The organism is Streptomyces sp. NPDC003327 (assembly GCF_053589515.1).
This window is the reverse complement of sequence record NZ_JBSFSA010000006.1, coordinates 200,103-224,400: the sequence shown is the minus strand read 5'-3', so window position 1 is coordinate 224,400 and position 24,298 is coordinate 200,103. Positions and strand designations below refer to the sequence as shown.

The 24,298-nt window shown below is 72.0% G+C and carries 22 protein-coding genes; 11 read left to right on the top strand and 11 right to left on the bottom strand.

All coding sequences use genetic code 11. From position 1 onward, the window contains the following. Positions 1-151: 151 nt before the first annotated feature. Positions 152-1,117: a tetratricopeptide repeat protein gene (locus ACWDVG_RS08350; protein WP_451697365.1), complete on the bottom strand. Its 966-nt coding sequence runs from the start codon at positions 1,115-1,117 to the stop codon at positions 152-154. 296 nt (positions 1,118-1,413) lie between these two features. Here ACWDVG_RS08350 and ACWDVG_RS08345 point away from each other — a divergent pair, with 296 nt between their 5' ends. After that, positions 1,414-2,046, top strand: a complete 633-nt coding sequence (locus tag ACWDVG_RS08345) for a TetR/AcrR family transcriptional regulator (RefSeq protein ID WP_451697364.1) — start codon at positions 1,414-1,416, stop codon at positions 2,044-2,046. Positions 2,047-2,062: 16 nt separating this feature from the next. Beyond that, positions 2,063-2,467: a PPOX class F420-dependent oxidoreductase gene (locus ACWDVG_RS08340; RefSeq protein ID WP_451697423.1), complete on the top strand. Its 405-nt coding sequence runs from the start codon at positions 2,063-2,065 to the stop codon at positions 2,465-2,467. A 164-nt stretch (positions 2,468-2,631) separates the two neighbouring features. On the opposite strand, the gene ACWDVG_RS08335 is transcribed toward ACWDVG_RS08340, so the two are convergent. The 3 genes from ACWDVG_RS08335 to ACWDVG_RS08325 all read right to left on the bottom strand — a co-directional run bounded on the left by ACWDVG_RS08335 (position 2,632) and on the right by ACWDVG_RS08325 (position 5,302). Beyond that, entirely contained in the window at positions 2,632-4,332 is a 1,701-nt protein-coding gene (locus tag ACWDVG_RS08335; protein WP_451697362.1) for an acyl-CoA mutase large subunit family protein, read from the bottom strand. Positions 4,333-4,416: 84 nt separating this feature from the next. Then, complete coding sequence (locus ACWDVG_RS08330) at positions 4,417-4,749, bottom strand: DUF3817 domain-containing protein (RefSeq protein ID WP_451697360.1); 333 nt, start codon at positions 4,747-4,749, stop codon at positions 4,417-4,419. A 43-nt stretch (positions 4,750-4,792) separates the two neighbouring features. Next, the gene (locus ACWDVG_RS08325) at positions 4,793-5,302 is read right to left on the bottom strand and encodes a MarR family winged helix-turn-helix transcriptional regulator (RefSeq protein ID WP_451697359.1); all 510 of its coding nucleotides are present in this window, start codon (positions 5,300-5,302) and stop codon (positions 4,793-4,795) included. A gap of 210 nt (positions 5,303-5,512) precedes the next feature. Here ACWDVG_RS08325 and ACWDVG_RS08320 point away from each other — a divergent pair, with 210 nt between their 5' ends. Further along, positions 5,513-6,529 (top strand): glycoside hydrolase family 6 protein, encoded by a 1,017-nt coding sequence (locus ACWDVG_RS08320; RefSeq protein WP_451697357.1) that lies wholly within the window; start codon positions 5,513-5,515, stop codon positions 6,527-6,529. 64 nt (positions 6,530-6,593) lie between these two features. Here ACWDVG_RS08320 and ACWDVG_RS08315 read toward each other — a convergent pair whose 3' ends face one another. From ACWDVG_RS08315 to ACWDVG_RS08295, 5 genes are all read right to left on the bottom strand, one after another. Further along, on the bottom strand, positions 6,594-8,555 hold the full coding sequence (locus ACWDVG_RS08315; RefSeq protein ID WP_451697355.1) for a galactose oxidase-like domain-containing protein: 1,962 nt from the start codon (positions 8,553-8,555) through the stop codon (positions 6,594-6,596). 3 nt (positions 8,556-8,558) lie between these two features. Next, positions 8,559-10,379 carry a glycosyltransferase family 2 protein gene (locus ACWDVG_RS08310; protein ID WP_451697353.1) on the bottom strand — a complete coding sequence of 607 codons (1,821 nt, stop codon included), beginning with the start codon at positions 10,377-10,379 and terminating at the stop codon, positions 8,559-8,561. A gap of 90 nt (positions 10,380-10,469) precedes the next feature. After that, positions 10,470-11,096, bottom strand: coding sequence for a TetR/AcrR family transcriptional regulator (locus ACWDVG_RS08305; protein ID WP_451697351.1), 627 nt, complete (start codon positions 11,094-11,096; stop codon positions 10,470-10,472). A 281-nt stretch (positions 11,097-11,377) separates the two neighbouring features. Continuing rightward, a complete protein-coding gene (locus ACWDVG_RS08300) occupies positions 11,378-11,671 on the bottom strand; it encodes an MTH1187 family thiamine-binding protein (protein WP_451697349.1) in 294 nt (97 codons plus the stop codon). After that, on the bottom strand, positions 11,668-12,021 hold the full coding sequence (locus tag ACWDVG_RS08295) for a DUF3817 domain-containing protein (RefSeq protein WP_451697347.1): 354 nt from the start codon (positions 12,019-12,021) through the stop codon (positions 11,668-11,670). The genes ACWDVG_RS08300 and ACWDVG_RS08295 overlap by 4 nt, the downstream gene beginning before the upstream one ends. Before the next feature lie 111 nt (positions 12,022-12,132). On the opposite strand from ACWDVG_RS08295, the gene ACWDVG_RS08290 reads away from it, so the two are divergent. From ACWDVG_RS08290 to ACWDVG_RS08275, 4 genes are all read left to right on the top strand, one after another. Beyond that, positions 12,133-12,771, top strand: a complete 639-nt coding sequence (locus ACWDVG_RS08290) for an AIM24 family protein (protein WP_329283137.1) — start codon at positions 12,133-12,135, stop codon at positions 12,769-12,771. Continuing rightward, on the top strand, positions 12,771-13,421 hold the full coding sequence (locus tag ACWDVG_RS08285; RefSeq protein WP_451697345.1) for an AIM24 family protein: 651 nt from the start codon (positions 12,771-12,773) through the stop codon (positions 13,419-13,421). Before ACWDVG_RS08290 ends, ACWDVG_RS08285 begins: the two co-directional genes overlap by 1 nt. Continuing rightward, complete coding sequence (locus tag ACWDVG_RS08280; RefSeq protein ID WP_451697343.1) at positions 13,418-14,203, top strand: AIM24 family protein; 786 nt, start codon at positions 13,418-13,420, stop codon at positions 14,201-14,203. The genes ACWDVG_RS08285 and ACWDVG_RS08280 overlap by 4 nt, the downstream gene beginning before the upstream one ends. A gap of 119 nt (positions 14,204-14,322) precedes the next feature. Beyond that, positions 14,323-14,799: a MarR family winged helix-turn-helix transcriptional regulator gene (locus ACWDVG_RS08275; RefSeq protein ID WP_451697341.1), complete on the top strand. Its 477-nt coding sequence runs from the start codon at positions 14,323-14,325 to the stop codon at positions 14,797-14,799. Positions 14,800-14,893: 94 nt separating this feature from the next. Here ACWDVG_RS08275 and meaB read toward each other — a convergent pair whose 3' ends face one another. Continuing rightward, positions 14,894-15,850 (bottom strand): methylmalonyl Co-A mutase-associated GTPase MeaB, encoded by a 957-nt coding sequence (gene meaB / locus ACWDVG_RS08270; protein WP_451697339.1) that lies wholly within the window; start codon positions 15,848-15,850, stop codon positions 14,894-14,896. A 25-nt stretch (positions 15,851-15,875) separates the two neighbouring features. Further along, positions 15,876-17,078 carry an acetyl-CoA C-acetyltransferase gene (locus ACWDVG_RS08265; RefSeq protein WP_451697337.1) on the bottom strand — a complete coding sequence of 401 codons (1,203 nt, stop codon included), beginning with the start codon at positions 17,076-17,078 and terminating at the stop codon, positions 15,876-15,878. 137 nt (positions 17,079-17,215) lie between these two features. On the opposite strand from ACWDVG_RS08265, the gene mce reads away from it, so the two are divergent. From mce to ACWDVG_RS08245, 4 genes are all read left to right on the top strand, one after another. Then, on the top strand, positions 17,216-17,668 hold the full coding sequence (gene mce, locus ACWDVG_RS08260; protein ID WP_451697335.1) for a methylmalonyl-CoA epimerase: 453 nt from the start codon (positions 17,216-17,218) through the stop codon (positions 17,666-17,668). A 213-nt stretch (positions 17,669-17,881) separates the two neighbouring features. Next, positions 17,882-22,117, top strand: coding sequence for a polarized growth protein Scy (scy, locus tag ACWDVG_RS08255; RefSeq protein WP_451697333.1), 4,236 nt, complete (start codon positions 17,882-17,884; stop codon positions 22,115-22,117). Between the two features lie 114 nt (positions 22,118-22,231). Beyond that, positions 22,232-23,167 (top strand): cellulose-binding protein, encoded by a 936-nt coding sequence (locus tag ACWDVG_RS08250; RefSeq protein ID WP_451697331.1) that lies wholly within the window; start codon positions 22,232-22,234, stop codon positions 23,165-23,167. Positions 23,168-23,305: 138 nt separating this feature from the next. Next, the gene (locus tag ACWDVG_RS08245) at positions 23,306-24,298 is read left to right on the top strand and encodes an ABC transporter ATP-binding protein (protein ID WP_451697329.1); all 993 of its coding nucleotides are present in this window, start codon (positions 23,306-23,308) and stop codon (positions 24,296-24,298) included.

Genomic DNA, 24,298 nt, shown 5'->3' with positions numbered 1-24,298 from the left:
ACGGATGAATGCGGACAGAATCCGAGGTTCGATTTACTGCAAGTAACAGCAGCCGCGCATTACCAAGATTTGGTAAAGCGCGGCCGCGTTCTGTCACTCCGTCGCCACATCGTCCGACGATCCGGCGGGCCTCAGGCGGCTCCCGACAGGGTCAGAAGAGGACCCGGGCGAGACCCTGACGGGCCGCCGTCACGCGCGGGTCGTCGGCGCCGATCACCTCGAACAGCTCCAGGAGCCGCAGCCGTGCCGCGTCCCGCTCCTCGCCGGCCGTACGGCGCACGGTCTCGATGAGCCGGCCGAAGGCGTCCTGGACGTGTCCGCCCACCAGGTCGAGGTCGGCGGCGGCGATCTGCGCGGAGACGTCGGCCGGGTTCTCGGCGGCGTTCTTGCGGACGACACCCGCGTCCAGGCCCTGCACCCGGGTGAGGAGTTCGGCCTGGGCGAGGCCGAGCCTGGCCTCGGGGTGACCGGGGTCGTCGACGAGCACGTTCTTGTACGCCTGGACGGCGCCGGCCAGGTCACCCGCGTCGAGCGCGGACATGGCCGCCTCCAGGAGGGCGTCGTACGGACCGGCCTGGCGCGGCGCCGGGGCCGAGCCGTCGGCGTCCGGGTCGACGGCGATGCCGGTGAGGCCGAAGCGCTCCTCGCCGATCTGGATCAGCTGGTCGAGGGTCTCGCGGATCTGGGCCTCGGGCACGGCGCCCTGGAAGAGCGGCAGTGCCTGGCCGGCGACCACCGCGAAAACGGCCGGAATTCCCTGGATGCCGAACTGCTGCATCAGCATCTGGTTGGCGTCGACGTCGATCTTCGCGAGCAGGAAGCGGCCGTTGTACTCAACGGCGAGCCGCTCAAGGAGCGGGCCGAGCTGCTTGCAGGGCTCGCACCACTCGGCCCAGAAGTCGAGGACGACCGGGACCTCGGCGGAGCGCTGGAGCACATCGCGCTCGAAGCCCGCCTCGTCGACGTCGATCACGAGGGCGGACGGCGGCACGGCCGCGGTCCCGCCCTGGCGGGCCGCCTCGGCGCGCGCCTGCTCCGCCTTCGCCTTGGCCTCTCCGGCCGCCTTCACCGCGGCGAGGTCGACGACGCCGCTCATGGACATGTTTCGGGGCTGCATGGTCCCATCCTCCCCCTTCCGCGCGCGAGTGCGGTACGTCATGGCTGAACCGCGCCCTCCGCCGAGGGCGCGTGTCGAGCCGTTGGTGCGTCGCGGCGCCGTTTCCGCTGGTGCGCACCGGTGGTGTGCGCCGGGTCCCCACCCGGCACTGTGGTTGTCGCTCGGGCCGCTCAGAGCCTTTCGCTACGAGTCGTAGCGTAACTGCGCCGCGTGCTCCGGGGGGAGGTCCCGGCGGTGAAGTGCCTCACATCACGCGCCTCTGGACCCCCACCTACCGACGGGTATGGTCGACGTCCATGTGTAGCCGCACCAGCCCCCGCACCAGCCGCACCGGTCGCCCCCGCTCCACCGAGGCGGACACCGCCATCCTGGAGGCGACCCGCGCCGCCCTGGTCGACCTCGGCTGGTCCAAGCTCACGATGGGGGACGTCGCCGCCCGCGCCGGGGTTGCGAAGACGACCCTCTACCGCCGGTGGGCCAACAAGAACGAACTCGTGGTCGACGCCGTCGCCGTCCTCTTCGACGAACTCGAACTGCCGGACCTGGGTTCCCTCCAGGCCGACATCGAGCACGTCGTCCTCCAGTTCGCCGCCCTCCTCGAACGCCCGGAGACCAAGACCGCCCTGATGGCGGTGGTCGCCGAGTCGACCCGCGACGAGCCGCTGCGCGCGCGCATCCGCTCCTCGATCGTCGACCGCCAGAAGCGGCTGGTCCTGGACGGCCGGCGCCGGGCGCAGGAGCGGGGCGAACTCCCCGCGGACCGCGACCCGGTGACCGTGGACGCCATCGACGACATGATCTTCGACGTGGTGGCGGGCGCGGTCGTGCACCGCTCCCTGGTGAGCGCGGAGCCGGTGGACCCCGCGTGGGTGGGCCGGCTCTCCGCGCTCCTCGTCGGCGGTCTGGGCGCGGTGGGCGCGCTCGGCTAGCGTGGCGGGCGTGACCATGGAACTGAGCGCCTCCGTGCGCGCGTTGCTCGACGACGTCAATCCGGCCGTGCTGGCCACGATCCAGCCCGACGGCTCCCCCCAGACCTCGGTGGTGTGGGTCGGCCGGGACGGCGACGAGCTGCTGATCTCCAGCCAGGCCGGCCGCCGCAAGATCAAGAACATCGAGGCGGACCCGCGCGTCAGCCTCACCGTGCACGACCGCCACGACTCGCTGCTGTACGCGGAGGTGCGGGGCACGGCGACGGTCGTCGAGGACGAGGGCCGGGCGCTCGCCGTCGCGCTCGCGGAGCAGTACGAGGGCGAGGGCGCCGGCCAGGAGTACCTGGAGCTGCCGCCGGAGAAGGTCCGGGTGGTGGTGCGGATCACGCCGACGAAGGTGCTCGGCACGGCCGCGAAGTAAGTCACCTCGGCGCCCTGCGCGTACGCGGGCAGGGGCGGTACGGGGAGACCCGTACCGCCCCTGTGTTCGTTCCTCGCGGGGGCTAGGCCGTCTCTTCCGGATCTTGCCGGGCTCCCGACGCCCGGCACCGCGCCGCTGATCCGGCCTGATCCGAAAGAAACGACCTAGAAGCCCGGGGGCTCGGTGTAGACGCCCCACTCGTCGCGGAGGGCGTCGCAGATCTCGCCGAGCGTGGCCTCGGCCCGTACGGCCTCCAGCATCGGACCGATCATGTTCGAGCCGTCCCGCGCCGCCGCCAGCATCGCGTCGAGGGAGGCGCGGACCCTGGCGTCGTCCCGGCGGCCCTTGCGCTCGCCGAGGACGCGGACCTGCTCCCACTCGACCTCGTGGCTGACCCGCAGGATCTCCAGGTCCCCGGTGACGGAGCCGTGGTGGACGTTGACGCCGACGACCCGCTTGTCGCCCTTCTCCAGGGACTGCTGGTAGCGGAAGGCGGACTCGGCGATCTCGCCGGTGAACCAGCCGTCCTCGATACCGCGCAGGATGCCGCTGGTGATCGGGCCGATGGGGTGCTGCCCGTCCGGGTGGGCGCGGCGGCCGCGCTCCTTGATCTGGTCGAAGATCTTCTCGGCGTCGGCCTCGATGCGGTCGGTGAGCTGCTCGACGTACCAGGAGCCGCCCAGCGGGTCGGCGACGTTGGCGACGCCGGTCTCCTCCATCAGCACCTGCTGGGTGCGCAGGGCGATCTCGGCGGCCTGCTCGCTGGGGAGGGCGAGGGTCTCGTCGAGGGCGTTGGTGTGGAGGGAGTTGGTGCCGCCGAGGACGGCGGAGAGGGCCTCGACCGCGGTGCGCACGACGTTGTTGTAGGGCTGCTGGGCGGTGAGGGAGACACCGGCGGTCTGGGTGTGGAAGCGGAGCCACTGCGCCTTGTCGGTCTTCGCGCCGTACACCTCCTTCATCCAGCGGGCCCAGATGCGGCGGGCGGCGCGGAACTTCGCGATCTCCTCGAAGAAGTCGAGGTGCGCGTCGAAGAAGAAGGAGAGGCCGGGGGCGAAGACGTCGACGTCGAGGCCGCGGGAGAGGCCCAGCTCGACGTAGCCGAAGCCGTCGGCGAGGGTGTAGGCGAGCTCCTGCGCGGCCGTGGCCCCGGCCTCGCGGATGTGGTAGCCGGAGACCGAGAGCGGCTTGTACGCGGGGATGTTCGCCGCGCAGTGCTCCATCAGGTCGCCGATGAGGCGCAGGTGGGGCTCGGGCTCGAAGAGCCACTCCTTCTGCGCGATGTACTCCTTGAAGATGTCGGTCTGGAGCGTGCCGTTGAGGACGCCGGGGTCGACGCCCTGGCGCTCGGCGGCGACCAGGTACATGCAGAAGACGGGCACGGCGGGGCCGGAGATCGTCATCGACGTGGTGACGTCGCCGAGCGGGATGTCCTTGAAGAGGACCTCCATGTCGGCGGCGGAGTCGATGGCGACGCCGCAGTGGCCGACCTCGCCGAGGGAGCGGGGGTCGTCGGAGTCGCGGCCCATGAGGGTGGGCATGTCGAAGGCGACGGAGAGGCCGCCGCCGCCGGCGGCCAGGATCATCTTGTAGCGCTCGTTCGTCTGCTCGGCGTTGCCGAAGCCCGCGAACTGGCGGATGGTCCAGGTCCGGCCGCGGTAGCCGGTGGGGTGGAGGCCGCGGGTGAAGGGGTACTCGCCCGGCCACCCGATGCGCTCGAACCCCTCGTACGTGTCCCCGGGCCGGGGCCCGTAGACCGGCTCGACGGGGTCCCCGGAGAGCGTGGTGAAGTCGGCGTCGCGCTTGCGGGCCTTATCGTAACGGGCCTGCCAGCGACGGCGGCCTTCCTCGATGGCGTCAGCGTCCATGCCTCCGAATTTACTAGGACGTCCTAGTAAATGTCGATGGCAAACCCCCGCACATGTGTGCGGGGGTGGGGGTGGAGCCGTGTGTCAGGCCTTGACGGGCTGTGCCTGCGCGCCGCTGACCAGCGGAAGCGTCTCGGCGACGACCTTGCGTTCGACGAAGAAGGCGGCGAACGGAATGGTCCCGGAGAGCAGCACCCACAGGAGCTTGCCGAAGGGCCACTTCGCCTTGGAGCCCAGGTCGAAGGCGAAGATCAGGTAGATGATGTAGAGGACGCCGTGGGCCTGGGAGACCGCGAAGGTCACGTCCTCGCCCATGTCGAACCCGTACTTGAAGACCATGCACGTGCAGAGCACGAGCAGCATGACGGCGGTCACGTACGCCATGACGCGGTAGCGGGTCAGCACGCTGGATTTCATGACGTCGAGCGTAACGGCACGTTCCGGGCGATCTTCGGGCGGGTCAGGACTCGTCGAAGTCGTGCGCGGCGACCCGCAGCGGCCGCAGCATCGCGAAGATCTCGGCGCACTCCTCGGCGTCGTACGCGCCGAGGCCGAAGTCCATCTCCATCAGGTCGCGGGTGGCGGACTCGACGACCTCGCGGCCCTTGTCGGTGATCGAGGCGAGGGTGCCGCGGCCGTCGTTGGGGTTGGGGCGCTTGGCGACCAGGCCGGCCGTGACCAGGCGGTCCACCGTGTTCGTCACCGAGGTGGGGTGGACCATCAGCCGCTCGCCGATCTTCGACATCGGCAGCTCGCCCGCCTTGGAGAAGGTCAGCAGCACGAGGGCCTCGTAGCGCGCGAAGGTCAGCCCGTACGGCTTGACGACCGCGTCGACCTCGGCGAGCAGGATCTGGTGGGCCCGCATGATCGAGGTGATCGCGGCCATCGACGGGACCGGGCCCCACCGCTTCTGCCAGAGTTCGTCGGCGCGGGCGATGGGGTCGAAGGGGAGACTGAGCGGCTTCGGCACGCGTCGACCTTACCCACTGGTCACATGGCGGTCAGCCCCGTCTCGCCCCTCGGTCGCCCGCACCCGTACGCGCGGGCGCCGCCCGGCGTCGCCCCGGCGGTGTCGCAGCCGGTCACCGATGGACGCATATGTCACGATGGCCGGGCCCGTCACGCTTCGTGACGATCGTGCCGTCCTTCCGTACCGTTCCGTACCCGCCCTGGGGGCCGGATGCACCGCCGTTCCGTCACCACCGCCGCCCTCGCCCTCGCCTCCGCGCTGCTGCTCGGCGGCTGCTCCTCCGACGAGCCGGCGAGGACGCCGGTGGGGCCACCGTCCGCGCGCGGCGAGTCGGCCGCTCCGGCGAGCGGCTCGCCGTTCTGGGTCGACCCGGAGAGCGACGCGGCCCGGCAGGTGCGGCAGTACGAGGCGGAGGGCAGGACCGAGGACGCGAAGGTCCTGAAGCGGATCTCCGAGCGGCCGGTCGCGGACTGGCCCGCCGGCGACGATCCCGTACCGGAGATCACGCGGGCGGTCCGGGGCGCGGCGGCCGAGGACCGGACGGCCGTCTTCGTGGCGTACAACATCCCGCACCGGGACTGCGGGATGTACTCGGCGGGCGGCGCGCACGACGCGCAGGGGTACCGCGACTGGATCGAGGCCTTCGCCTCCGCCGTCGGGGACGCCTCGGCGATCGTCGTGCTGGAGCCGGACGCGGTGCCGCACATCGTGGACGGCTGCACGCCGGCGCAGTACCACGACGAGCGGTACCAGCTGCTCTCGGAGGCGATCGTGCGGCTGAAGCGGCAGCCGCGCGTCCGGGTCTACCTGGACGCGGGCAACCCGGCGTGGATCGACGACCCGGGCAAGCTGGTGGAGCCGCTGCGGCGGGCGGGGGTGGCGCGCGCGGACGGCTTCTCGCTGAACGTCTCCAACTTCCAGACGAACGAGACGGTGCGGGCGTTCGGCGCGACGCTGTCGGGGCTGCTCGGCGGCGTCCACTTCACGGTGGACACGAGCCGGAACGGCGCCGGGCCCTTCCCGGGCGACGGGGCGGAGGCCTGGTGCAATCCGCCGGGCCGGTCCCTCGGGGTGCCGCCGACGGACCGGACGGGGGACGCGCTGGTCGACGCGTACCTGTGGATCAAGCGTCCCGGCGACTCCGACGGCCCGTGCCGGGGCGGCCCGGCCGCCGGGACGTGGTGGCCGGACTACGCCCTGGGCCTGGCCCGGCGCGCGGAGTCCTGAGCCCGGGGAGTCCTGAGCCCGGGAAGTCCTGAGTCGGGCACGGGCGCCCGCCGGCCCCGGCGGCTCAGCGCACCTGGAGCCATTTCGCCTCGGACGGGATGCCGTCGCGGTCGGTGACGAAGAGCATGTACCAGCCGGGCGGTACGAGGGTCCGGTCGTCCGGCACGTCGACGGTGACCGTGACGCCGTCCTGCCCCTTCGTCAGGTCCAGTTCGATCGAGCGCTGTTCCACGTCCGTGGTGTGCGTGACGGCGCTCGGTCGCATCAGGCGGGCCGCGGCGATCCGGTCGGCGTCCCGCGTCTTGAAGGTGGCCCGGCCGTTCTGGTCGAGCTCCTGCGGCCCCTCCCCCAGGACGGGCCGGCGCGCGCCCGCCCGGTGGAGGTAGGGCGGGGTGAAGACCTCGATGCGCTGCTCGAAGGTGCCGAGCTTGGTGTTGTCCTTGTCGTCGAAGAGCGGGTCGGAGCCGAAGGTGGCGACCCGGCCGTCGGGCAGCAGCAGCGCCTCGGAGTGGTAGTTGCGGCCGACGGTGGGCTCCGCCGCCTCCGTGAAGGCGTTGGTCCTCGGGTCGTAGAACTGGGCCTTGAGGACGTCGCTGCCGCCGCGGCCGCGGTAGTCCTCGGAGCCGCCGGTGGTGAAGACGGTGTCGTCGGGGAGCAGGACGCTGCTGAGGTAGCGGGTGCCCTGCGGCAGGCGCGGGCCGTCGGTGAAGACGGGGCTGTCCTTCGACAGGTCGACGATCGAGGTGCGGGCGGTGGACTTGGGCGACTCCCCGACGCCGCCGCCGCCGAGGACCATGACCTTCTGGTCCTGGGCGGGGGGCAGGATCACGGACGCGGAGGTCTCCAGCTGGTCGGGGTCGGTGAGCCCGGACAGCTTGGTGAAGGTGTTCTTCCGCAGGTCCCACAGGCCCGGTTCCCGGCCCTTCTCGGCGGGTCCGTAGCCGGCGTTGGAGCCGGTGTAGAGGAGCGTGCCGCCCTTGGTGAGGAAGAGGGAGGGGTAGGTGGGGAAGTAGCGGAAGGGCCCCTTGGACCACTTCTTCGTCGCGGGGTCGTAGATCTCGTTGTCACCGGGGACGACGTCGCCGACGTCGTTGAGGCCGGAGACGGCGAGGACCCTGCCGTCCTGGAGGGTGACGAGGGTCGGGTACCAGCGGGCGTCCTTCATGGGGGCGACCGGGACGTACTTCTCGGCCTTCGGGTCGAACTCGTAGGCGCCTCTGATGCCCTGGAAGTCCTGCTTCTCGGTGGTGAGCTTCTGCGCAAGGCCGTAGACGTTGTCGGCGTCCTCGCCCTTCAGGCCGACGACCTCGTACTGCGCGGCCTCCGTGGTGAGGGCCTGCGGGCCCTCCTTCCTGGCCTCGACGAAGACCCGCGCCTCGGCGGCGGTGACCTTGGTCTGCCAGGGCTTCATCTGGCCGCTCTTGAAGTACGAGATCTCGAACTCGCGCTTCGCCCTGGGGACGGTGACGTCGAACTTGGAGACGTACTCGACCCCGGAGGGCGACCGGAAGACGGTGCCCTTCTTCAGCTTCACCTCCTTGTCGGGGCTCTCGTTCTTGACGCGCATGCCGCCGCCGGCCTTCTTGACCTCGCCGTCGAGGATCTCGTAACGGGCGGTGCCGCCCGCGACGAGGAGGCGGCCGTCGGGGAGCTGGGTGTGGCCGGAGCAGAAGAAGTCCTCGGGGGTGGGGATCTTCTTGAAGGTGTTCTTCACCGGGTCCCAGAGCACGGTCTCGAAGGTCCCCGCGTCGAAGTTCTTCTGGCTGTTGCCCGAGCCCGCGATGAGCAGCACCTTGCCGGTGCGCAACAGGGCCGCGTGGATGGCGTTGACGCGGTACTCGGGCGGGACGTCGACCTGGGCCCAGGAGCCGTACGCCTTCTTGTAGCCGGGCTGGGCGATCTTGTACGCGTGGTAGCGCTCCTCGGCGAAGGAGAGGGCCGCGGGCGCGTTGAGGGCGGCGAGGACGAGGACCGCGCCGCTGCCGAGCAGGGTCTTCCTGAATTCCTTCGACGGCCGGTAGGCCATGGCTCAGTTCCCTCCGGTCGTCGTGGGGGCGGGGGCCGCCGGGGCGGGCGGGTGCGGCGCGGCGGCCGTGATGACCTCGACCCCCTCGCGGGCGTCGGCGCGGCCGCGGGCGCGGGCCCTGGCGCGGGCGTGGTCGCGCAGCCGCAGCAGGCGGCGGTCCCGCCTGGTCGTCCAGGCCCAGACGGAGACGGGGGCGAGGGAGACGAGGAGGGCGAGGACGGCCCAGGTGCGCATGGCCGCGTGGGTGTGGTCGAGGTACACGGAGGCGGCGAGGGAGACGAGGAGGACCGCCGCCCAGGAGAGGTGGATGCGGAAGGTGAGGACGCGGTCGGGGCTGGCGGCGCCGCCCTTGGGGGTGACGACGAAGCGCCCCCGGGTGCGCAGGACGGCGGAGCCGAGGGACTTGAGGTAGATGGGCGCGGAGAGCGCGGACATCGCCATGCCGGCGAGGCCGCCGGAGCCCTCGGGTTCGTGCGGGGAGACGTTGTGGCGCCGGTTCCAGAGGTAGAGGCCGATCTGGAGGGCGACGGCGTCGCTGTAGATCATGAGCCAGATCTGGGAGGAGACCTGGGTGCCGGAGGCGCCGAGCCACAGGTAGAGGACGCAGCTGAGGATGCCGAGGAGCCAGTTGACGGCCGTCATGGGGTAGTAGACGAGCATCAGGCTGTAGTTGAGGAAGCGGCCGGGCGGGGTGCGGAAGGGCGCCTTCCAGTACTGCTTGAGGATGGTCTCGTACGTGCCCCGGGACCAGCGCAGCTGCTGGGTGAAGAAGTCGGTCCAGGAGACCGGGCCCTCGCCGACGGCGAGGACGTCGGGGGTGTAGACGGAGCGCCAGTAGTGGCCGGTGCCCGGGTTCTTGGTGCGGTGCAGTTCGAACCCGGTGGCCATGTCCTCGGTGATGGAGTCGTACAGGCCGCCGATCTGCTGGACGGCGGCGATGCGGACGACGTTGTTGGTGCCGACGAACATGGGGGCGTGGTAGCGGTTCCCGGCGCGCTGGATGAGGGCGTGGAAGAGGAACTGCTGCGACTCGGCGGCCTTGGTGACGGCGCCGGCGTAGTTGCCGTAGACCTGCGGTCCGACGACGAAGGCGGTGTCGGGGTCGCGGAAGTAGCCGAGCGTCCGCTCCAGGAAGTTGGGGAGCGGGACGTGGTCGGTGTCGACGGAGGCGAAGAAGTCGTAGTCGTCGCCGTAGCGCGCGATCCATGCGTTGTAGTTGCCGTGTTTGGTCCTGGCGCGGTGGGGGCCCTTGGGGCGGTTCCACTCGGGGACGCCAGCGCGGGTGAAGTGGCGGACGCCGAGTTCGGCGCAGAGCGCCTTGGCCTCGGGCGAGTCGCCCTCGTCGAGGAGCCAGACGTCCAGGAGCCCGTCGTGCCGCAGCCGGACGGCGCCCTCCAGGGTGCCGCGGACCATGGTGAGGGGTTCCTTGCCCGGTACGTAGGTGGTGAGGAAGGCGACGCGGGTGCCGGGCTCGGGGCGGACGGGTATCGGGTCACGGGCGACCATCGTGGCGTGGGCGATCGAGGCGACGTTCACCAGCATGAAGAAGCAGATGAGGCCGATCGACACGAGCATGACCTTGTCGAAGCGGACGAGCCAGAGGTCGCCGCCCTCGCGGACGGTCCAGTGGGTGGGCCAGACGAGATAGGCGAGGAGCACCGCCGAGAGGACCGGCGCGAGGCCCATGAGGAGGACGGCGCGTATGCGGTGCGGCTCCTTCGCGAGCAGACTCCGGTACTGCACCTTGTACGCCGCCGGATCCGGCTCCGTGAGGGGACCGGCGAGTCGGCTGTAGGTGTCGTAGTCGTAGCCTCCCGGCCGCACGGTGCCTCCAGCTGTCGTCGAACGGGTCGATACCCCAACAAAAGGGGACAACCAACGGCGTGTCGACTGGAGTCGTCCGAGTGAGCGTTTTTAGCGGGTACGGCGCAGGGCGTAGGTGACGGCCTTTCGGGCGACCGGGTTCAGCTCCTCCAGGGCGGCCATCAGCGCCGCGAGCTGTTCCAGCGCCCCGAGGGCGGCGGAGGCCCCGTCCGGGTCGACGCCCTCGTACAGTTCGAGGCCGACGAAGGAGGCGGCGACCGCGCGGGCGAGCCCGGCCGGGTCGGCGAGGCCGTCGAGCGGGGTTCCGGCGAGGACCCGGGTGAGGACCCGCTCGATCTCGACGACCCAGAGGTCGAGCCCGTCGGCGGTGGCCCGGCCGAGCACCGGGTGGTCCTGCGCCCCGGCGAGCAGCTGGCCGAGGACGGCGACGTGGCCGGCGTCCCGCTCCTCGGTGTGCATCTCGCGCCCGAAGGCGAGGAGCTCGGAGAGGCTGGTGACCGCCTGGAGCCGTGCACGGTGGCGGGCGACCCGCTGTTCGGCGCCGCGGCGGCAGGCGGCGGCGAGCAGCTCGTCGACGGAGCCGAAGTGGTAGAAGACGAGGGCCTGGTTGACTCCGGCGGCGGTGGCGACGGCGCGGGCGGAGGCCTTGGCGACGCCCTGCTCGACGAGGGTGCGCAGGGCGCCGTCGAGCAGCTTCTCCTTGGTGTCCCGGCCCATGCCCGTACCCCCGGCTTGCCCGTGCCCCGGCCGTACCCCCCGGCCCGTACCCCCCGGCCCCGCGGACCGGTCGTCGCCGTGGCCCGGTGGCGCTCCCCCGTGGAGTCACCGGAGCCCGGCGACGACCGGGACCTTCCGCAGTTTTGAGCGACTGCTCAAGGAGCACGGTAGCCGATCTTGGGCGGCCGCTCGCACCCGGGGTGCGCAAAAGCCCCCGGCGGCGGGGCCGGGGGCTTCGTGAGGGGCGCGCGGAGCGCCTCGCGGGTCGGCGCAGGAGGGGGTCAGGCGCCGAGGTGGCGCTCGACCGTCTCGACCTTGGAGGTCAGGCCGTCGGTCACACCGGGGCGGATGTCGGCCTTGAGGACGAGGGAGACGCGCGGCGCGCGTGCCTCGACGGCGGCGACGGCCCGCTTGACGACGTCCATGACCTCGTCCCACTCGCCCTCGACCGAGGTGAACATGGCGTCGGTGCGGTTCGGCAGGCCGGACTCGCGGACGACGCGGACGGCGTCGGCCACGTACGCGCCGACCTCCTCCCCCACGCCGAGCGGGGTCACCGAGAACGCGACGATCACGCCTTCACCGCGCCCTCGGCCCGCTCCGCCCGCGCGCGGGAGGCGATGACGGCGTCGGCGGCCTCGCGCTTCAGCTTCCGCTCCGCGTAGAAGCCGCCGAACGGCAGGACGGAGAGGACGAAGTAGAGGGCGGCGGTGCCGAAGCTCCACTTGGTGCGGTTCCAGGCGTCGAGCCAGAAGAGGACGTAGAGGACGAACAGCGCGCCGTGGACCGCGCCCATGACCGGCACCGCGTTGAAGTCCGTGGTCCGCTTCAGCACCGAGCAGACCAGCAGGAGCAGGAACGAGACGGCCTCGGGCGCGGAGACGAGCCGGAGCCGGTGGAGGGAGGAAGCGGTCTTGATGTCCACGGAGGGGGTCACCTTCGTTCGATCTTGTGAACGGATGCACAAGGGCGGGCCCGTACATTGTGCACGCCGACTTTGCTGTCTCTTTATCCGGGGGGCCAGTACCTTCCTGGGGTGGCAACGTTCCGACTCCAAGGCAGCAAGGTGCTCGCCGTCTCGATGACCGGCGACGCCGTCAAGGCGAAGAACGGCTCGATGGTCGCCTATGACGGCCAGATGGCGTTCAAGAAGATGAGTGGCGGCGGTGAGGGCCTGCGGGGCATGGTCACCCGCCGGCTCACGGGTGAGCAGATGGAGGTGATGGAGGTACGCGGCCAGGGGACCTGCTGGTTCGCCGACCGGGCCTCCGAGATCAACCTCGTCGCGCTGCACGGCGACAAGCTCTGGGTCGAGGCGAGCAATCTGCTCTGCACCGACGCCGGGCTGCGCACGGGCACCACCTTCACGGGTCTGCGCGGCGGGGCCACCGGGAACGGCCTCTTCACGACGACCGTCGAGGGCACGGGCCAGGCGGCGATCATGTCCGACGGCCCGGCGGTGGTGCTCCGGGTGACCCCGCAGTACCCGCTCCAGGTCGACCCCGGCGCGTACATCGCCCACCAGGGCAACCTCCAGCAGCACTTCCAGTCGGGTGTGACCTTCCGCACCCTGATGGGCGAGGGCGGCGGCGAGGCCTTCCAGATCCGCTTCGAGGGCGACGGGCTCGTGTACGTGCAGCCGAGCGAGCGCAACACCATCGGGGGCGACGTCTGATGCCGTTCCGCGAGATCAACTCGAAGATGGTCGAGGCGACCCTGATCCCCGGGCAGCGCCTCTTCAGCCAGCGTGGCGCGATGCTGGCCTACCGGGGCGACGTCACTTTCACGCCGAACATGGCGGGCGGCCAGGGCGGCCTGATGTCGATGATCGGCCGCCGGGTGGCGGGCGAGGCGACCCCGCTGATGACGGTCGAGGGCAGCGGCACCGTGATGTTCGGTCACGGCGGCCACCACATCCAGGTCATCGCCCTCACCGGCGACACCCTGTACGTGGAGGCGGACCGGCTCCTCGCCTTCGACGGCACCCTGGAGCAGGGCACGATGTTCCTGGGCTCCCGGGGCGGCGTCATGGGCATGGTGCGCGGCCAGGTCACCGGCCAGGGCCTCTTCACGACGACGCTCAGGGGCCACGGCTCGGTGGCCGTCATGGCGCACGGCGGAGTCGTCGAACTGCCGATCACCCCGGACCGTCCGGTCCACGTGGACCCGCAGGCGTACGTGGCCCACCACGGCGACGTGCGGAACAAGCTCTCCACCGCGCTGGGCTGGCGCGACATGGTGGGCCGCGGCTCGGGCGAGGCGTTCCAGCTGGAGCTGAGCGGCCGCGGAGCGGTGTACGTCCAGGCCTCGGAGGAGAAGCTGTGAGCACCCCGGTCATCCACGATCCGACGACCCTGCCGTCGGACGACAACGTGAACCCGTACACCTTCTGCGTGGAGCTCAAGGGCTCCCAGTGGTTCCTGCAGAAGGGGAAGATGATCGCCTACTACGGGCGGATCGACTTCAACGGCATCGGTCACGGCCGGCTCGACCGGCTGGTGCGGACGTCGTTCCACTCGCCGCTGCACGCCGGCGACTGGGTGGTGGCGGAGGGCAGCGGGAAGATGCTGCTCGCGGACCGGGCGTTCGACGTGAACTCGTACGACCTGGACGACGGCAACCTGACGATCCGCTCGGGGAACCTGCTGGCGTACCAGCCGACGCTGGCGCTGAAGCAGTCGATCGTGCCGGGCTTCGTGACGCTGATCGGCACGGGGAAGTTCGTGGCGGCGTCGAACGGCCCGGTGGTCTTCATGGAGCCCCCACTGCGGGTGGACCCGCAGGCGCTGGTCGGCTGGGCGGACTGCCCCTCCCCGTGCCACCACTACGACCACGGCTACATGACGGGTGTGATGGGCGGGGTGCGGGCGCTGACCGGCATCGGGGGCACCTCGGGCGAGGAGCACCAGTTCGAGTTCGTCGGGGCGGGGACGGTGCTGCTGCAGTCGACGGAGCTGCTGATGCCGGACCGGAGCATCGGTGGGGTGCCGGCGGAGGCGGGGGTTCCCGGAGGCCATGGAGCGCACGGTTCCGGCCAGGGTCCCCTAGGCTCGGTACCGCGCCTTCCCGGACAGCTCGGTGACCTCCAGCGTCGCTTCGGGCTGTGAACGGTAATCTGCGGAGTGTGACGCCCGTCGAACGCCTGCACCTGCGTCGGGGCCGCGGGTGCCCCGTGTCACACTCCCAGATTTCGTCAAGAATTCAACTTCTTAGGTAGAATCCATATATGGAGACCGAGACGGCCACCCCCTGGCTCAGCGACGCCGAGCAGTGCGCCTGGCGCACCTTCCTGGACGTCAACAGAATGCTGACGTACCAGCTGGAGAAGGACCTCCAGCCCTTCGGCCTGACGATGAACGACTACGAGATCCTCGTGAACCTCTCGGAGTCGGCGGAGCGACGCCTGCGGATGAGCGACCTCGCGGCGGCCACGCTGCAGTCCAAGAGCCGGCTCTCCCACCAGATCACGCGGATGGAGAACGCCGGCCTCGTCCAGCGCGTCAACTGCGAGTCGGACCGGCGCGGCCTCTACGCCGTCCTGACGGACGCGGGCATGGAGACCATGCGCCGCGTCGCCCCGCACCACGTCGAGTCGGTGCGCAAGCACTTCATCGACCAGATCGGCGACGAGGCCCTCGGCGGCCTCCACGCCTCGCTCAAGCCGGTCGCCGAACAGCTGCGCGGCCGCCGCGGCAAGCCGTAGGGCGGGGCCCGTACGGCGTTGCGCCACGACGAGAGGGGCCTCCCCGGCCGGTACCGGGGAGGCCCCTCTCGCGTGCGCGGACCGCCGCGCCGGGTCAGTTGCCCGTCAGGCTCGCGACCAGCTCGTCCGAGGCCGCGTACGGGTCGAGCTCGCCCGCGGTGATCCGCTCCGCGAGGGCGTCGAGCCGCCGGTCGCCGCGCAGATCGCCGATCCGCTCCCGCAGGGCCGTGATCGTGATCGTCTCGACCTCGCGCGCCGCACGGGCCCGGCGGCGCTCCGCCAGCACCCCGTGCTCCTCCATCCAGGCCCGGTGCTTCTCCAGGGCCTCCACGACCTCGTCGACGCCCTCGCCGCGCGCCGCGACCGTCTTCACGATCGGCGGCCGCCAGTCGCCCGCCGCGCGCGCCTCGCCGAGGCCCAGCATGTGGTTCAGCTCCCGGGCGGTGGCGTCGGCCCCGTCCCGGTCCGCCTTGTTCACCACGTACACGTCGCCGATCTCCAGGATGCCCGCCTTCGCGGCCTGGATGCCGTCGCCCATGCCGGGCGCGAGCAGGACGACCGAGGTGTCGGCCTGGGAGGCGATCTCCACCTCCGACTGGCCGACGCCGACCGTCTCGACCAGGATCACCTCGCAGCCGGCCGCGTCGAGGACGCGGATCGCCTGCGGGGCGGACCAGGCCAGACCGCCCAGATGGCCGCGGGTGGCCATCGAGCGGATGTACACGCCCGGGTCCGAGGCGTGCTCGGACATCCGGACCCGGTCACCGAGGAGCGCGCCCCCGCTGAACGGGGACGACGGGTCGACGGCCAGGACGCCGACCCGCCTGCCCGCCCTGCGGTACGCGGAGACCAGTGCGGAGGTCGAGGTGGACTTGCCCACGCCCGGCGAACCCGTCAGACCCACCACGTAGGCGCCGCCCGTGAGCGGGGCCAGCGCCGCCATCACCTCGCGCAGCTGGGGCGAGGCCCCCTCCACCAGCGAGATCAGCCGGGCCACGGCCCGCGGCCTGCCCTCCCGCGCCTGGGCGACGAGCTCGGGGACATCCACCATCTGCGCTGCTCCTCGGTCGGTTGTCTTACTTGCCGGCCACGCGCACGATCAGCGCGTCGCCCTGGCCGCCACCACCGCACAGGGCGGCCGCGCCGACGCCGCCGCCGCGCCGCTTCAGCTCCAGGGCGAGGTGGAGCACCAGGCGGGCGCCGGACATGCCGATCGGGTGGCCGAGGGCGATGGCGCCGCCGTTGACGTTCACCTTTTCCGGCGACACGCCCAGGTCCTTCATGGACTGGTGCGAGACGGCGGCGAAGGCCTCGTTGATCTCGATCAGGTCGAGGTCCTCGACGGTCAGGCCCTCCTTCTTGAGGGCGTGCAGGATCGCGTTGGACGGCTGCGACTGGAGGGAGTTGTCGGGGCCCGCGACGTTGCCGTGGGCGCCGATCTCGGCGATCCACTCCAGGCCCAGCTCCTGCGCCTTGGCCTTGCTCATGACGACCACGGCGGCGGCGCCGTCGGAGATCTGCGAGGCCGTGCCCGCGGTGATCGTGCCGTCCTTGGCGAAGGCCGGGCGGAGCTTGCCGAGGGACTCGGCGGTGGTCTCGGCGCGGATGCCCTCGTCCTTCGCGAAGACGACGGGCTCGCCCTTGCGCTGCGGGATCTCGACCGGGGTGATCTCGGCCTCGAAGATGCCGTTCTTCTGGGCGGCGGCGGCGCGCTGGTGCGAGAGGGCGGCGAGCTCGTCCTGCACCTCGCGGCCGATGCCGAGGCGCGTGTTGTGCTTCTCGGTGGACTCGCCCATGGCGATGCCCTCGAAGGAGTCGGTGAGGCCGTCGTACGCCATCGCGTCGAGCATCTCGATCGCGCCGTACTTGTAGCCCTCGCGGGACTTCGGCAGCAGGTGCGGCGCGTTGGTCATCGACTCCTGGCCGCCGGCGACGACGACGTCGAACTCACCCGCGCGGATGAGCTGGTCGGCGAGGGCGATGGCGTCGAGGCCGGACAGACACACCTTGTTGATGGTGAGGGCCGGGACGCTCATGGGGATGCCGGCCTTGACGGCGGCCTGGCGGGCGGGGATCTGCCCGGCGCCCGCCTGGAGCACCTGGCCCATGATCACGTACTGCACCTGGTCTCCGCCGATGCCCGCGCGGTCGAGGGCGGCCTTGATCGCGAAACCGCCGAGGTCCGCGCCCGAGAAGGACTTGAGCGAGCCGAGCAGGCGACCCATGGGCGTGCGGGCGCCCGCGACGATCACTGAGGTGGTACCGGTCGTTCCAGACATGAGGCACAGCCCCTTGGGATGAGAAGTGAACGAGGGTTTACCGCCAATGTACTGACGGCCGACGCACCCGGTCACCGGCCGGACGGTGTGACGGCGCGCACGTTGCGTAACCGGCGCACCGGCGGTGCACTGGAGAAATGCTGACGCGTATCGACCACATCGGGATCGCCTGCTTCGACCTGGACAAGACCGTCGAGTTCTACCGTGCCACGTACGGTTTCGAGGTCTTCCACTCCGAGGTCAACGAGGAGCAGGGCGTCCGCGAGGCCATGCTCAAGATCAACTCCACCGACGACGGCGGAGCCTCCTACCTCCAGCTCCTGGAGCCCACCCGCGAGGACTCCGCGGTGGGCAAGTGGCTGGCGAAGAACGGCGAGGGCGTGCACCACATCGCCTTCGGCACGGCGGACGTCGACGGCGACGCCGAGGCCGTCCGCTCCAAGGGCGTGCGCGTCCTCTACGACGAGCCGCGGATCGGCTCCATGGGCTCCCGGATCACCTTCCTGCACCCCAAGGACTGCCACGGCGTCCTCACCGAACTGGTCACCTCCGCCGAGCCGTCGGCTGACCACTCCTCAGTGGAGCACTGACCTCCGGATTCCTGGCCCGGTAGAGTGGGCGACTCCGGGCCGGGGCCGGTCGGGGCCGCTCCGTGCGGCACCGAAGTCGGGATGTCGGGGTCGTCCGATCTGCCACGATTCCCCGGGGGTCCGTCCTCGGCCGAGGGGACGGGCTCGTTGGAGTGCGAGCAGGGTTGGGGTCTCCCCATGCTCGGAGAGCTCGGGGAAGGATGGGACCGCGCAGTGCGGGGCTACGAACGCCAGGAGAGCCACCGAGCTGAAGACGACCATCTCGCCAGGTTCGAAGCCGAGATGGACCGGCTGAAGACCGAGCGCGAGAAGGCCGTCCAGCACGCCGAGGACCTCGGTTACCAGGTCGAGGTCCTGCGGGCCAAGCTCCACGAGGCGCGCCGAGCCATCGCGTCCCGGCCCGCGTACGACAGCGCGGACATCGGATACCAGGCCGAGCAGCTGCTGCGCAACGCCCAGGCGCAGGCCGAACAGCTCCGCCAGGACGCCGAGCGCGAGCTGCGCGACGCCCGCGCCCAGACCCAGCGCATCCTCCAGGAGCACGCGGAGCACCAGGCGCGGCTCCAGGCCGAACTGCACAACGAGGCCGTGCAGCGCCGCCAGCAGCTCGACCAGGAGCTGAACGAGCGCCGCCAGACCGTCGAGGCGCACGTCAACGAGAACGTCGCCTGGGCCGAGCAGCTGCGCGCCCGTACCGAGTCCCAGGCCCGCCGGCTGATGGAGGAGTCCCGCGCGGAGGCCGAGCAGTCGCTCGCCGCCGCCCGCGCCGAGGCCGCCCGCCTCGCCGAGGAGACAAGCCGGCGCGTCGGCGCCGAGGCCCAGGCCGCCCGCGCCGAGGCCGAAGCGATTCTGCTGCGCGCCCGCAAGGACGCCGAGCGGCTCATCGCCGCCGCCTCCACCCAGGCCCAGGAGGCCACGAGCCACGCCGAGCAGCTGCGCTCGACCACGACCGCCGAGACCGACCAGGCCCGCCGCCAGGCCACCGAGGTCTCCCGCGCCGCCGAGCAGCGGATGCAGGAGGCCGAGGAGAGGCTCCGGCAGGCCCGCGCCGAGGCCGAGAAGACCCTCACCGAGGCCAAGGAGGCGGCCGCCCGGCAGCTCGCCTCCGCCGAGTCCGTCAACGAGCAGCGCACCCGGACCGCCAAGACGGAGATCGCCCGGCTCGTCGGCGAGGCCACCAAGGAGGCCGAGGCCCTCAAGGCGGAGGCCGAGGAGAAGCTCCGCGAGGCCACCGCCCACGCCGAGAAGCTGGTCACCGAGGCCTCGGAGAAGGCCCTGTCGGCCGCCGCCGAGGACTCCGCCGCCGCCCTCGCCAAGGCCGCGCGGAACGCCGAGGAGATCCTCACCAAGGCCTCCGAGGACGCCCGCGAGACCACCCGCAAGGCCTCCGAGGAGGCCGAGCGGATCCGCCGCGAGGCCGAGACCGAGGCCGACCGGCTCCGCACCCAGGCCGAGGAGCAGGCCGACGAGCTGCTCGGCTCGGCGAAGGACGACACCAAGGAGTACCGGGCCAAGACGGTCGAGCTGCAGGAGGAGGCACGCCGGCTGCGCGGCGAGGCCGAGCAGCTGCGCGCCGAGGCGATCGACGAGGGCGAGCGCATCCGCGGCGAGGCCCGCCGCGAGGCCGTCCAGCAGATCGAGGAGGCGGCCAGGACCGCCGAGGAACTGCTCACCAAGGCCCGTACGGACGCCGACGAGCTGCGCGCCAAGGCCGGCGCCGAGAGCGAGCGGGTCAAGTCGGAGGCGATGGAGCGGGCCCAGACGCTCCGCGCCCAGGCCGAGGAGACCCTGGAGCGCACCCGCGCCGAGGCGGAGCGGCTGCGCGCCGAGGCCGAGGAGCAGGCCGAGTCCGTCAAGGACGCCGCCGAGAAGGCCGCGGCCGAGCTGCGCGCCGACGCCGAGCGGGCCGCGGAGGCCCGCCGCGCGGAGGCCGCCGCCGAGCTGACCCGGCTCCACACGGAGGCCGAGACCAAGCTGACGGCCGCGGGCGAGGAGCTGGCCGAGGCGCGCGCCGAGAGCGAGCAGATGCGGCGCGAGGCCGCCGAGGACACGGAGCGGCAGCGGACCGAGGCCGCCGAGCGCATCCGTACGCTCCAGGAGCAGGCCGAGCAGGAGGCCGAGCGGCTGCGCGCCGAGGCCGCGTCGGACGCCGCCACCGCCCGTACCGAGGCCGAGTCGGCGGCGGTACGGCTGCGCACGGAGGCCGCCGAGGAGGCCGAGCGGCTCCGGTCGGAGGCCCAGGAGACGGCCGACCGGGTGCGGGCCGAGGCCGCCTCGGCGGCCGAGCGGGTCGCCGCCGAGGCCGCCGAGGCGCTCGCCGCCGCGCAGGAGGAGGCCAACCGGCGGCGCCGGGAGGCCGAGGAGACCCTGGAGTCGGCGCGGTCCGAGGCGGGCCGGGAGCGCGAGGTCGCCCGCGAGCAGTCGGAGGAGCTGCTCGCCGCCGCCCGCAAGCGGGTCGAGGAGGCGCAGGCCGAGGCGCACCGCCTGGTCGAGGAGGCGGACGCGCGCGCGACCGAGATGGTCGCCGCGGCCGAGCACACCGCCCAGGAGGTGCGGGACTCGGTGGCCGGTCTGCGGGAGCAGGCCGAGGAGGAGATCACCGGGCTGCGGTCCGCCGCCGAGCACGCGGCCGAGCGCACGCGCACGGAGGCGCAGGAGGAGGCGGACCGGGTCCGCGCCGACGCGTACGAGGAGCGGGAGCGGGCCTCGGCGGACGCGGCCCGGGTCCGGGAGCGCGCCCAGGAGGAGTCGGAGGCGGCGAAGGCACTGGCCGAGCGGACGGTCGCGGACGCGATCGCCGAGTCGGAGAAGCTGCGCGCGGACACCGCCGAGTACGCCCAGCGGGTACGGACGGAGGTGACGGACTCGCTGGCCTCGGCCGAGCAGGACGCGGCCCGCACCCGCGCCGACGCCCGCGAGGACGCGAACCGCATCCGGTCGGAGGCGGCCGAGCGCGCCGAGTCGACGGTGGGCGGGGCCCGCGCGGAGGCGGAGCGGATCGCCGCCGAGGCGGCCGAGCTGCACCGGCTCGCCGAGCAGGCGAGGGCCGACGGCGAGGCGCAGGCGGAGGCGCTGCGGGCGGAGGCCCGCGCCGAGGGCGAGCAGGTCCTCGACGAGGCGCGGCAGGCCGCCGACAAGCGGCGTACCGACGCGGCCGAGCAGGCCGACACCCTCGTCGGCGAGGCGACCGCCGAGGCCGAGCGGATCGCGGCCGAGGCGGCGGAGACGCTCGCGCTGGCCGAGCAGGTCAGGGCGGACGGCGAGGCACACGCCGAGGCGCTGCGCACCGCGGCCCTCGCGGACGCGGAGCGGATCCTCGACGAGGCGCGGCAGGCCGCCGACAAGCGGCGTACCGACGCCGCCGAGCAGGCCGACGCGCTCGTCGCGGAGGCGACGGCCGAGGCCGGCCGGATCACGGAGGAGGCCGGGGAGCTGGCCGACTCGGTCACGGCGGACGCCCGTTCCGAGGCCGAGCGGACCGTCGGTGCCGCCGCCGAGGAGGCCGAGCGGCTGCGGGCCGAGGGCAACGAGGCGATCGCCGAGGCGCTGCGGGACGCGGAGCGCATCCGTACCGCGTCGGAGAAGGTGAAGGCGGAGGCCGCCGCCGCGGCCGAGCAGATGCGGGCGGAGGCCCGCGCCGAGGCGGACCGGACGCTCGACGAGGCGCGCGAGGCCGGGGCGCGGAAGCGTTCCGACGCGGCCGAGCAGGCCGACCAGCTCATCTCCAAGGCCCGGGAGGAGGCGCTGCGCGCCACCACCGAGGCGGAGTCGCAGGCGGACACGATGGTCGGTGCGGCCCGCAAGGAGGCCGAGCGGATCGTCGCGGAGGCGACCGTGGAGGGCAACTCGCTGGTCGAGAAGGCCCGTACGGACGCGGACGAGCTGCTGGTCGGAGCGCGCAGCGACGCGACCGCCATAAGGGAGCGGGCCGAGGAGCTGCGGGGCCGGATCGAGGGCGAGATCGAGGAGCTGCACGACCGGGCGCGGCGCGAGACGGCCGAGCAGATGAAGACGGCCGGCGAGCGGGTCGACAAGCTGGTGAAGGCCGCGGAGGAGCAGCGGGCCGAGGCCGAGGAGAAGGCCAAGGAGCTGGTGTCGGAAGCGAGTTCGGAGGCGAGCAAGGTCCGGATCGCGGCGGTCAGGAAGGCCGACGCGCTCCTGAAGGAGGCCGAGCAGAAGAAGGCCTCGCTCATCGCCGAGGCGGAGAAGGTGAAGGCGGAGGCGGAGGCCGAGGCCGCGCGGCTCGTCGAGGAGGGCACGCGGGAGCTGGAGGTGCTGACGCGCCGCCGCAAGGACATCAATGCCGAGATCTCCCGTGTCCAGGACGTACTGGAGGCGTTGGAGTCTTTCGAGACGCCGTCGGCGACGAAGTCCTCGGGCTCGGTGGGCGCCAAGGCCGGGGCATCCGCGGGGTCCACTCGTTCGAGTGGCAAGTCCCAGGACGGCTAGCCACTCAAAAGGCTGGACATTCTCCCGATCAAACGGGCATACGCTCGATGACACGCCGCTTCGACCCCTAGGATTCCCTCTAACACCTCACCGGTCTCATTCGACAGGAACCCCATGAGCGACACTTCCTCCCCCTTCGGCTTCGAGCTCGTGCGGCGTGGTTACGACCGCGGTCAGGTGGACGACCGCATTACCAAGCTCGTCGCCGACCGTGACAGTGCTCTGGCCCGAATCACCTCTCTGGAGAAGCGCATCGAGGAACTCCACCTCGAGACGCAGAACGCCCAGGCGCAGGTGAGCGATGCCGAGCCGTCGTACGCCGGCCTCGGCGCGCGCGTCGAGAAGATCCTCCGCCTTGCCGAGGAGGAGGCGAAGGACCTGCGCGAGGAGGCCCGTCGGGCCGCCGAGCAGCACCGCGAGCTGGCCGAGTCGGCCGCCCAGCAGGTGCGCAACGACGCGGAGTCGTTCGCGGCGGAGCGCAAGGCGAAGGCGGAGGACGAGGGCGTCCGGATCGTGGAGAAGGCGCAGGGCGAGGCCAACTCGCTGCGCGCCGAGGCCCAGAAGGACGCGCAGTCGAAGCGCGAGGAGGCGGACGCCCTCTTCGAGGAGACCCGCGCCAAGGCCGCCCAGGCCGCCGCGGACTTCGAGACCAACCTGGCCAAGCGCCGGGAGCAGTCGGAGCGCGACCTGGCCTCGCGTCAGGCCAAGGCCGAGAAGCGCCTCGCGGAGATCGAGCACCGCGCGGAGCAGCTCCGCCTGGAGGCCGAGAAGCTGCGGACGGACGCGGAGCGCCGGGCCCGTCAGACGGTGGAGACCGCGCAGCGCCAGGCCGAGGACATCGTGGCCGACGCGAACGCCAAGGCCGACCGGATCCGCTCGGAATCGGAGCGCGAGCTCGCGGCGCTGACGAACCGCCGCGACTCGATCAACGCGCAGCTGACCAACGTCCGCGAGATGCTGGCGACCCTCACGGGTGCCGCGGTCGCCGCGGCCGGTTCGCCGATCGACGACGAGCGCACGGCCGGCGTCCCGGCCCAGCAGACCCGCTGAGGCCCGGTCACGCGCTGAGGCCCGGTCACGCGCTGAGGCCGGTCCCCCGCTGAGGCCCGGTCACCCGCGGACGCCCCGCGGCACGGCCCCCCGTCACTCCGGTGGCGGGGGGTTTCGCGTGCCCTTAGGTTGGTGCGCATGATCGAGCTCGATGGCCTGACGAAGAGGTTCGGGGCGAGGACGGCGGTGGACCGCCTCTCCTTCCAGGTCCGGCCGGGCATGATCACCGGCTTCCTCGGGCCGAACGGGGCGGGCAAGTCGACGACGATGCGCATGATGCTCGACCTGGACAACCCGACCAGCGGGACGGTCCGGATCGACGGCCGGCACTACCGCGAGCTGGACGAGCCGCTGAAGTACATCGGGGCGCTGCTGGACGCCAAGGCGATGCACGGCGGCCGCTCCGCGTACAACAACCTGCTCTGTCTCGCCCAGTCGAACCGCATCCCGGAGCGGCGGGTGGGCGAGGTGCTCGACCTGGTGGGTCTGACGGCGGTCGCGCGGAAGAAGTCGAAGGGTTTCTCGCTCGGCATGGGGCAGCGGCTCGGAATCGCCTCCGCGCTGCTCGGTGATCCGGAGATCCTCATGTTCGACGAACCCGTCAATGGTCTGGACCCCGAGGGAATTCACTGGATCCGCAATCTGATGAAGGCGCTCGCCGCGGAGGGCCGGACGATCTTCGTTTCCAGCCATCTCATGAGTGAAATGGCGCTGACGGCTGATCATCTGATCGTGATCGGGCAGGGAAAGCTGCTCGCGGACACGACGATGGCCGATTTCATCCAGCGGAATTCCCGGAGTTATGTACAGCTGCGCTCGCCGCAGCGGGAGCAGCTGCGGGACGCCCTGTACGCGGGCGGCTTCACGGTCGTGGAGGCGGGCGACGGCTCCCTGGAGGTCGACGGGGCGACCACCGATGAGCTGGGCGAACTGGCCGCCGGGCACCGGCTGGTGCTGCACGAGCTGAGCGCCCAGCGCGCCTCCCTGGAGGAGGCGTTCATGCGGATGACGGCGGGGGCGGTGGAGTACCACGCGCACGGCACGGACGTGGGGGGCGCGGCGGGGCGGGGCGGGGTCGCCGCGGGGCCGCGGTGGGGCAGCACGTCCGGCGAGAACGTCGAGGGAGCCTGA

Excerpts from the sequence above, each read along its gene's own strand:
- ACWDVG_RS08350 (WP_451697365.1), bottom strand. The coding sequence starts at position 1,117 with ATGCAGCCCCGAAACATGTCCATGAGCGGCGTCGTCGACCTCGCCGCG.
- ACWDVG_RS08345 (WP_451697364.1), top strand. The coding sequence starts at position 1,414 with ATGTGTAGCCGCACCAGCCCCCGCACCAGCCGCACCGGTCGCCCCCGC.
- ACWDVG_RS08340 (WP_451697423.1), top strand. The coding sequence starts at position 2,063 with ATGGAACTGAGCGCCTCCGTGCGCGCGTTGCTCGACGACGTCAATCCG.
- ACWDVG_RS08335 (WP_451697362.1), bottom strand. The coding sequence starts at position 4,332 with ATGGACGCTGACGCCATCGAGGAAGGCCGCCGTCGCTGGCAGGCCCGT.
- ACWDVG_RS08330 (WP_451697360.1), bottom strand. The coding sequence starts at position 4,749 with ATGAAATCCAGCGTGCTGACCCGCTACCGCGTCATGGCGTACGTGACC.
- ACWDVG_RS08320 (WP_451697357.1), top strand. The coding sequence starts at position 5,513 with ATGCACCGCCGTTCCGTCACCACCGCCGCCCTCGCCCTCGCCTCCGCG.
- ACWDVG_RS08315 (WP_451697355.1), bottom strand. The coding sequence starts at position 8,555 with ATGGCCTACCGGCCGTCGAAGGAATTCAGGAAGACCCTGCTCGGCAGC.
- ACWDVG_RS08305 (WP_451697351.1), bottom strand. The coding sequence starts at position 11,096 with ATGGGCCGGGACACCAAGGAGAAGCTGCTCGACGGCGCCCTGCGCACC.
- ACWDVG_RS08285 (WP_451697345.1), top strand. The coding sequence starts at position 12,771 with ATGCCGTTCCGCGAGATCAACTCGAAGATGGTCGAGGCGACCCTGATC.
- ACWDVG_RS08275 (WP_451697341.1), top strand. The coding sequence starts at position 14,323 with ATGGAGACCGAGACGGCCACCCCCTGGCTCAGCGACGCCGAGCAGTGC.
- meaB (WP_451697339.1), bottom strand. The coding sequence starts at position 15,850 with ATGGTGGATGTCCCCGAGCTCGTCGCCCAGGCGCGGGAGGGCAGGCCG.
- ACWDVG_RS08265 (WP_451697337.1), bottom strand. The coding sequence starts at position 17,078 with ATGTCTGGAACGACCGGTACCACCTCAGTGATCGTCGCGGGCGCCCGC.
- mce (WP_451697335.1), top strand. The coding sequence starts at position 17,216 with ATGCTGACGCGTATCGACCACATCGGGATCGCCTGCTTCGACCTGGAC.
- ACWDVG_RS08250 (WP_451697331.1), top strand. The coding sequence starts at position 22,232 with ATGAGCGACACTTCCTCCCCCTTCGGCTTCGAGCTCGTGCGGCGTGGT.
- ACWDVG_RS08245 (WP_451697329.1), top strand. The coding sequence starts at position 23,306 with ATGATCGAGCTCGATGGCCTGACGAAGAGGTTCGGGGCGAGGACGGCG.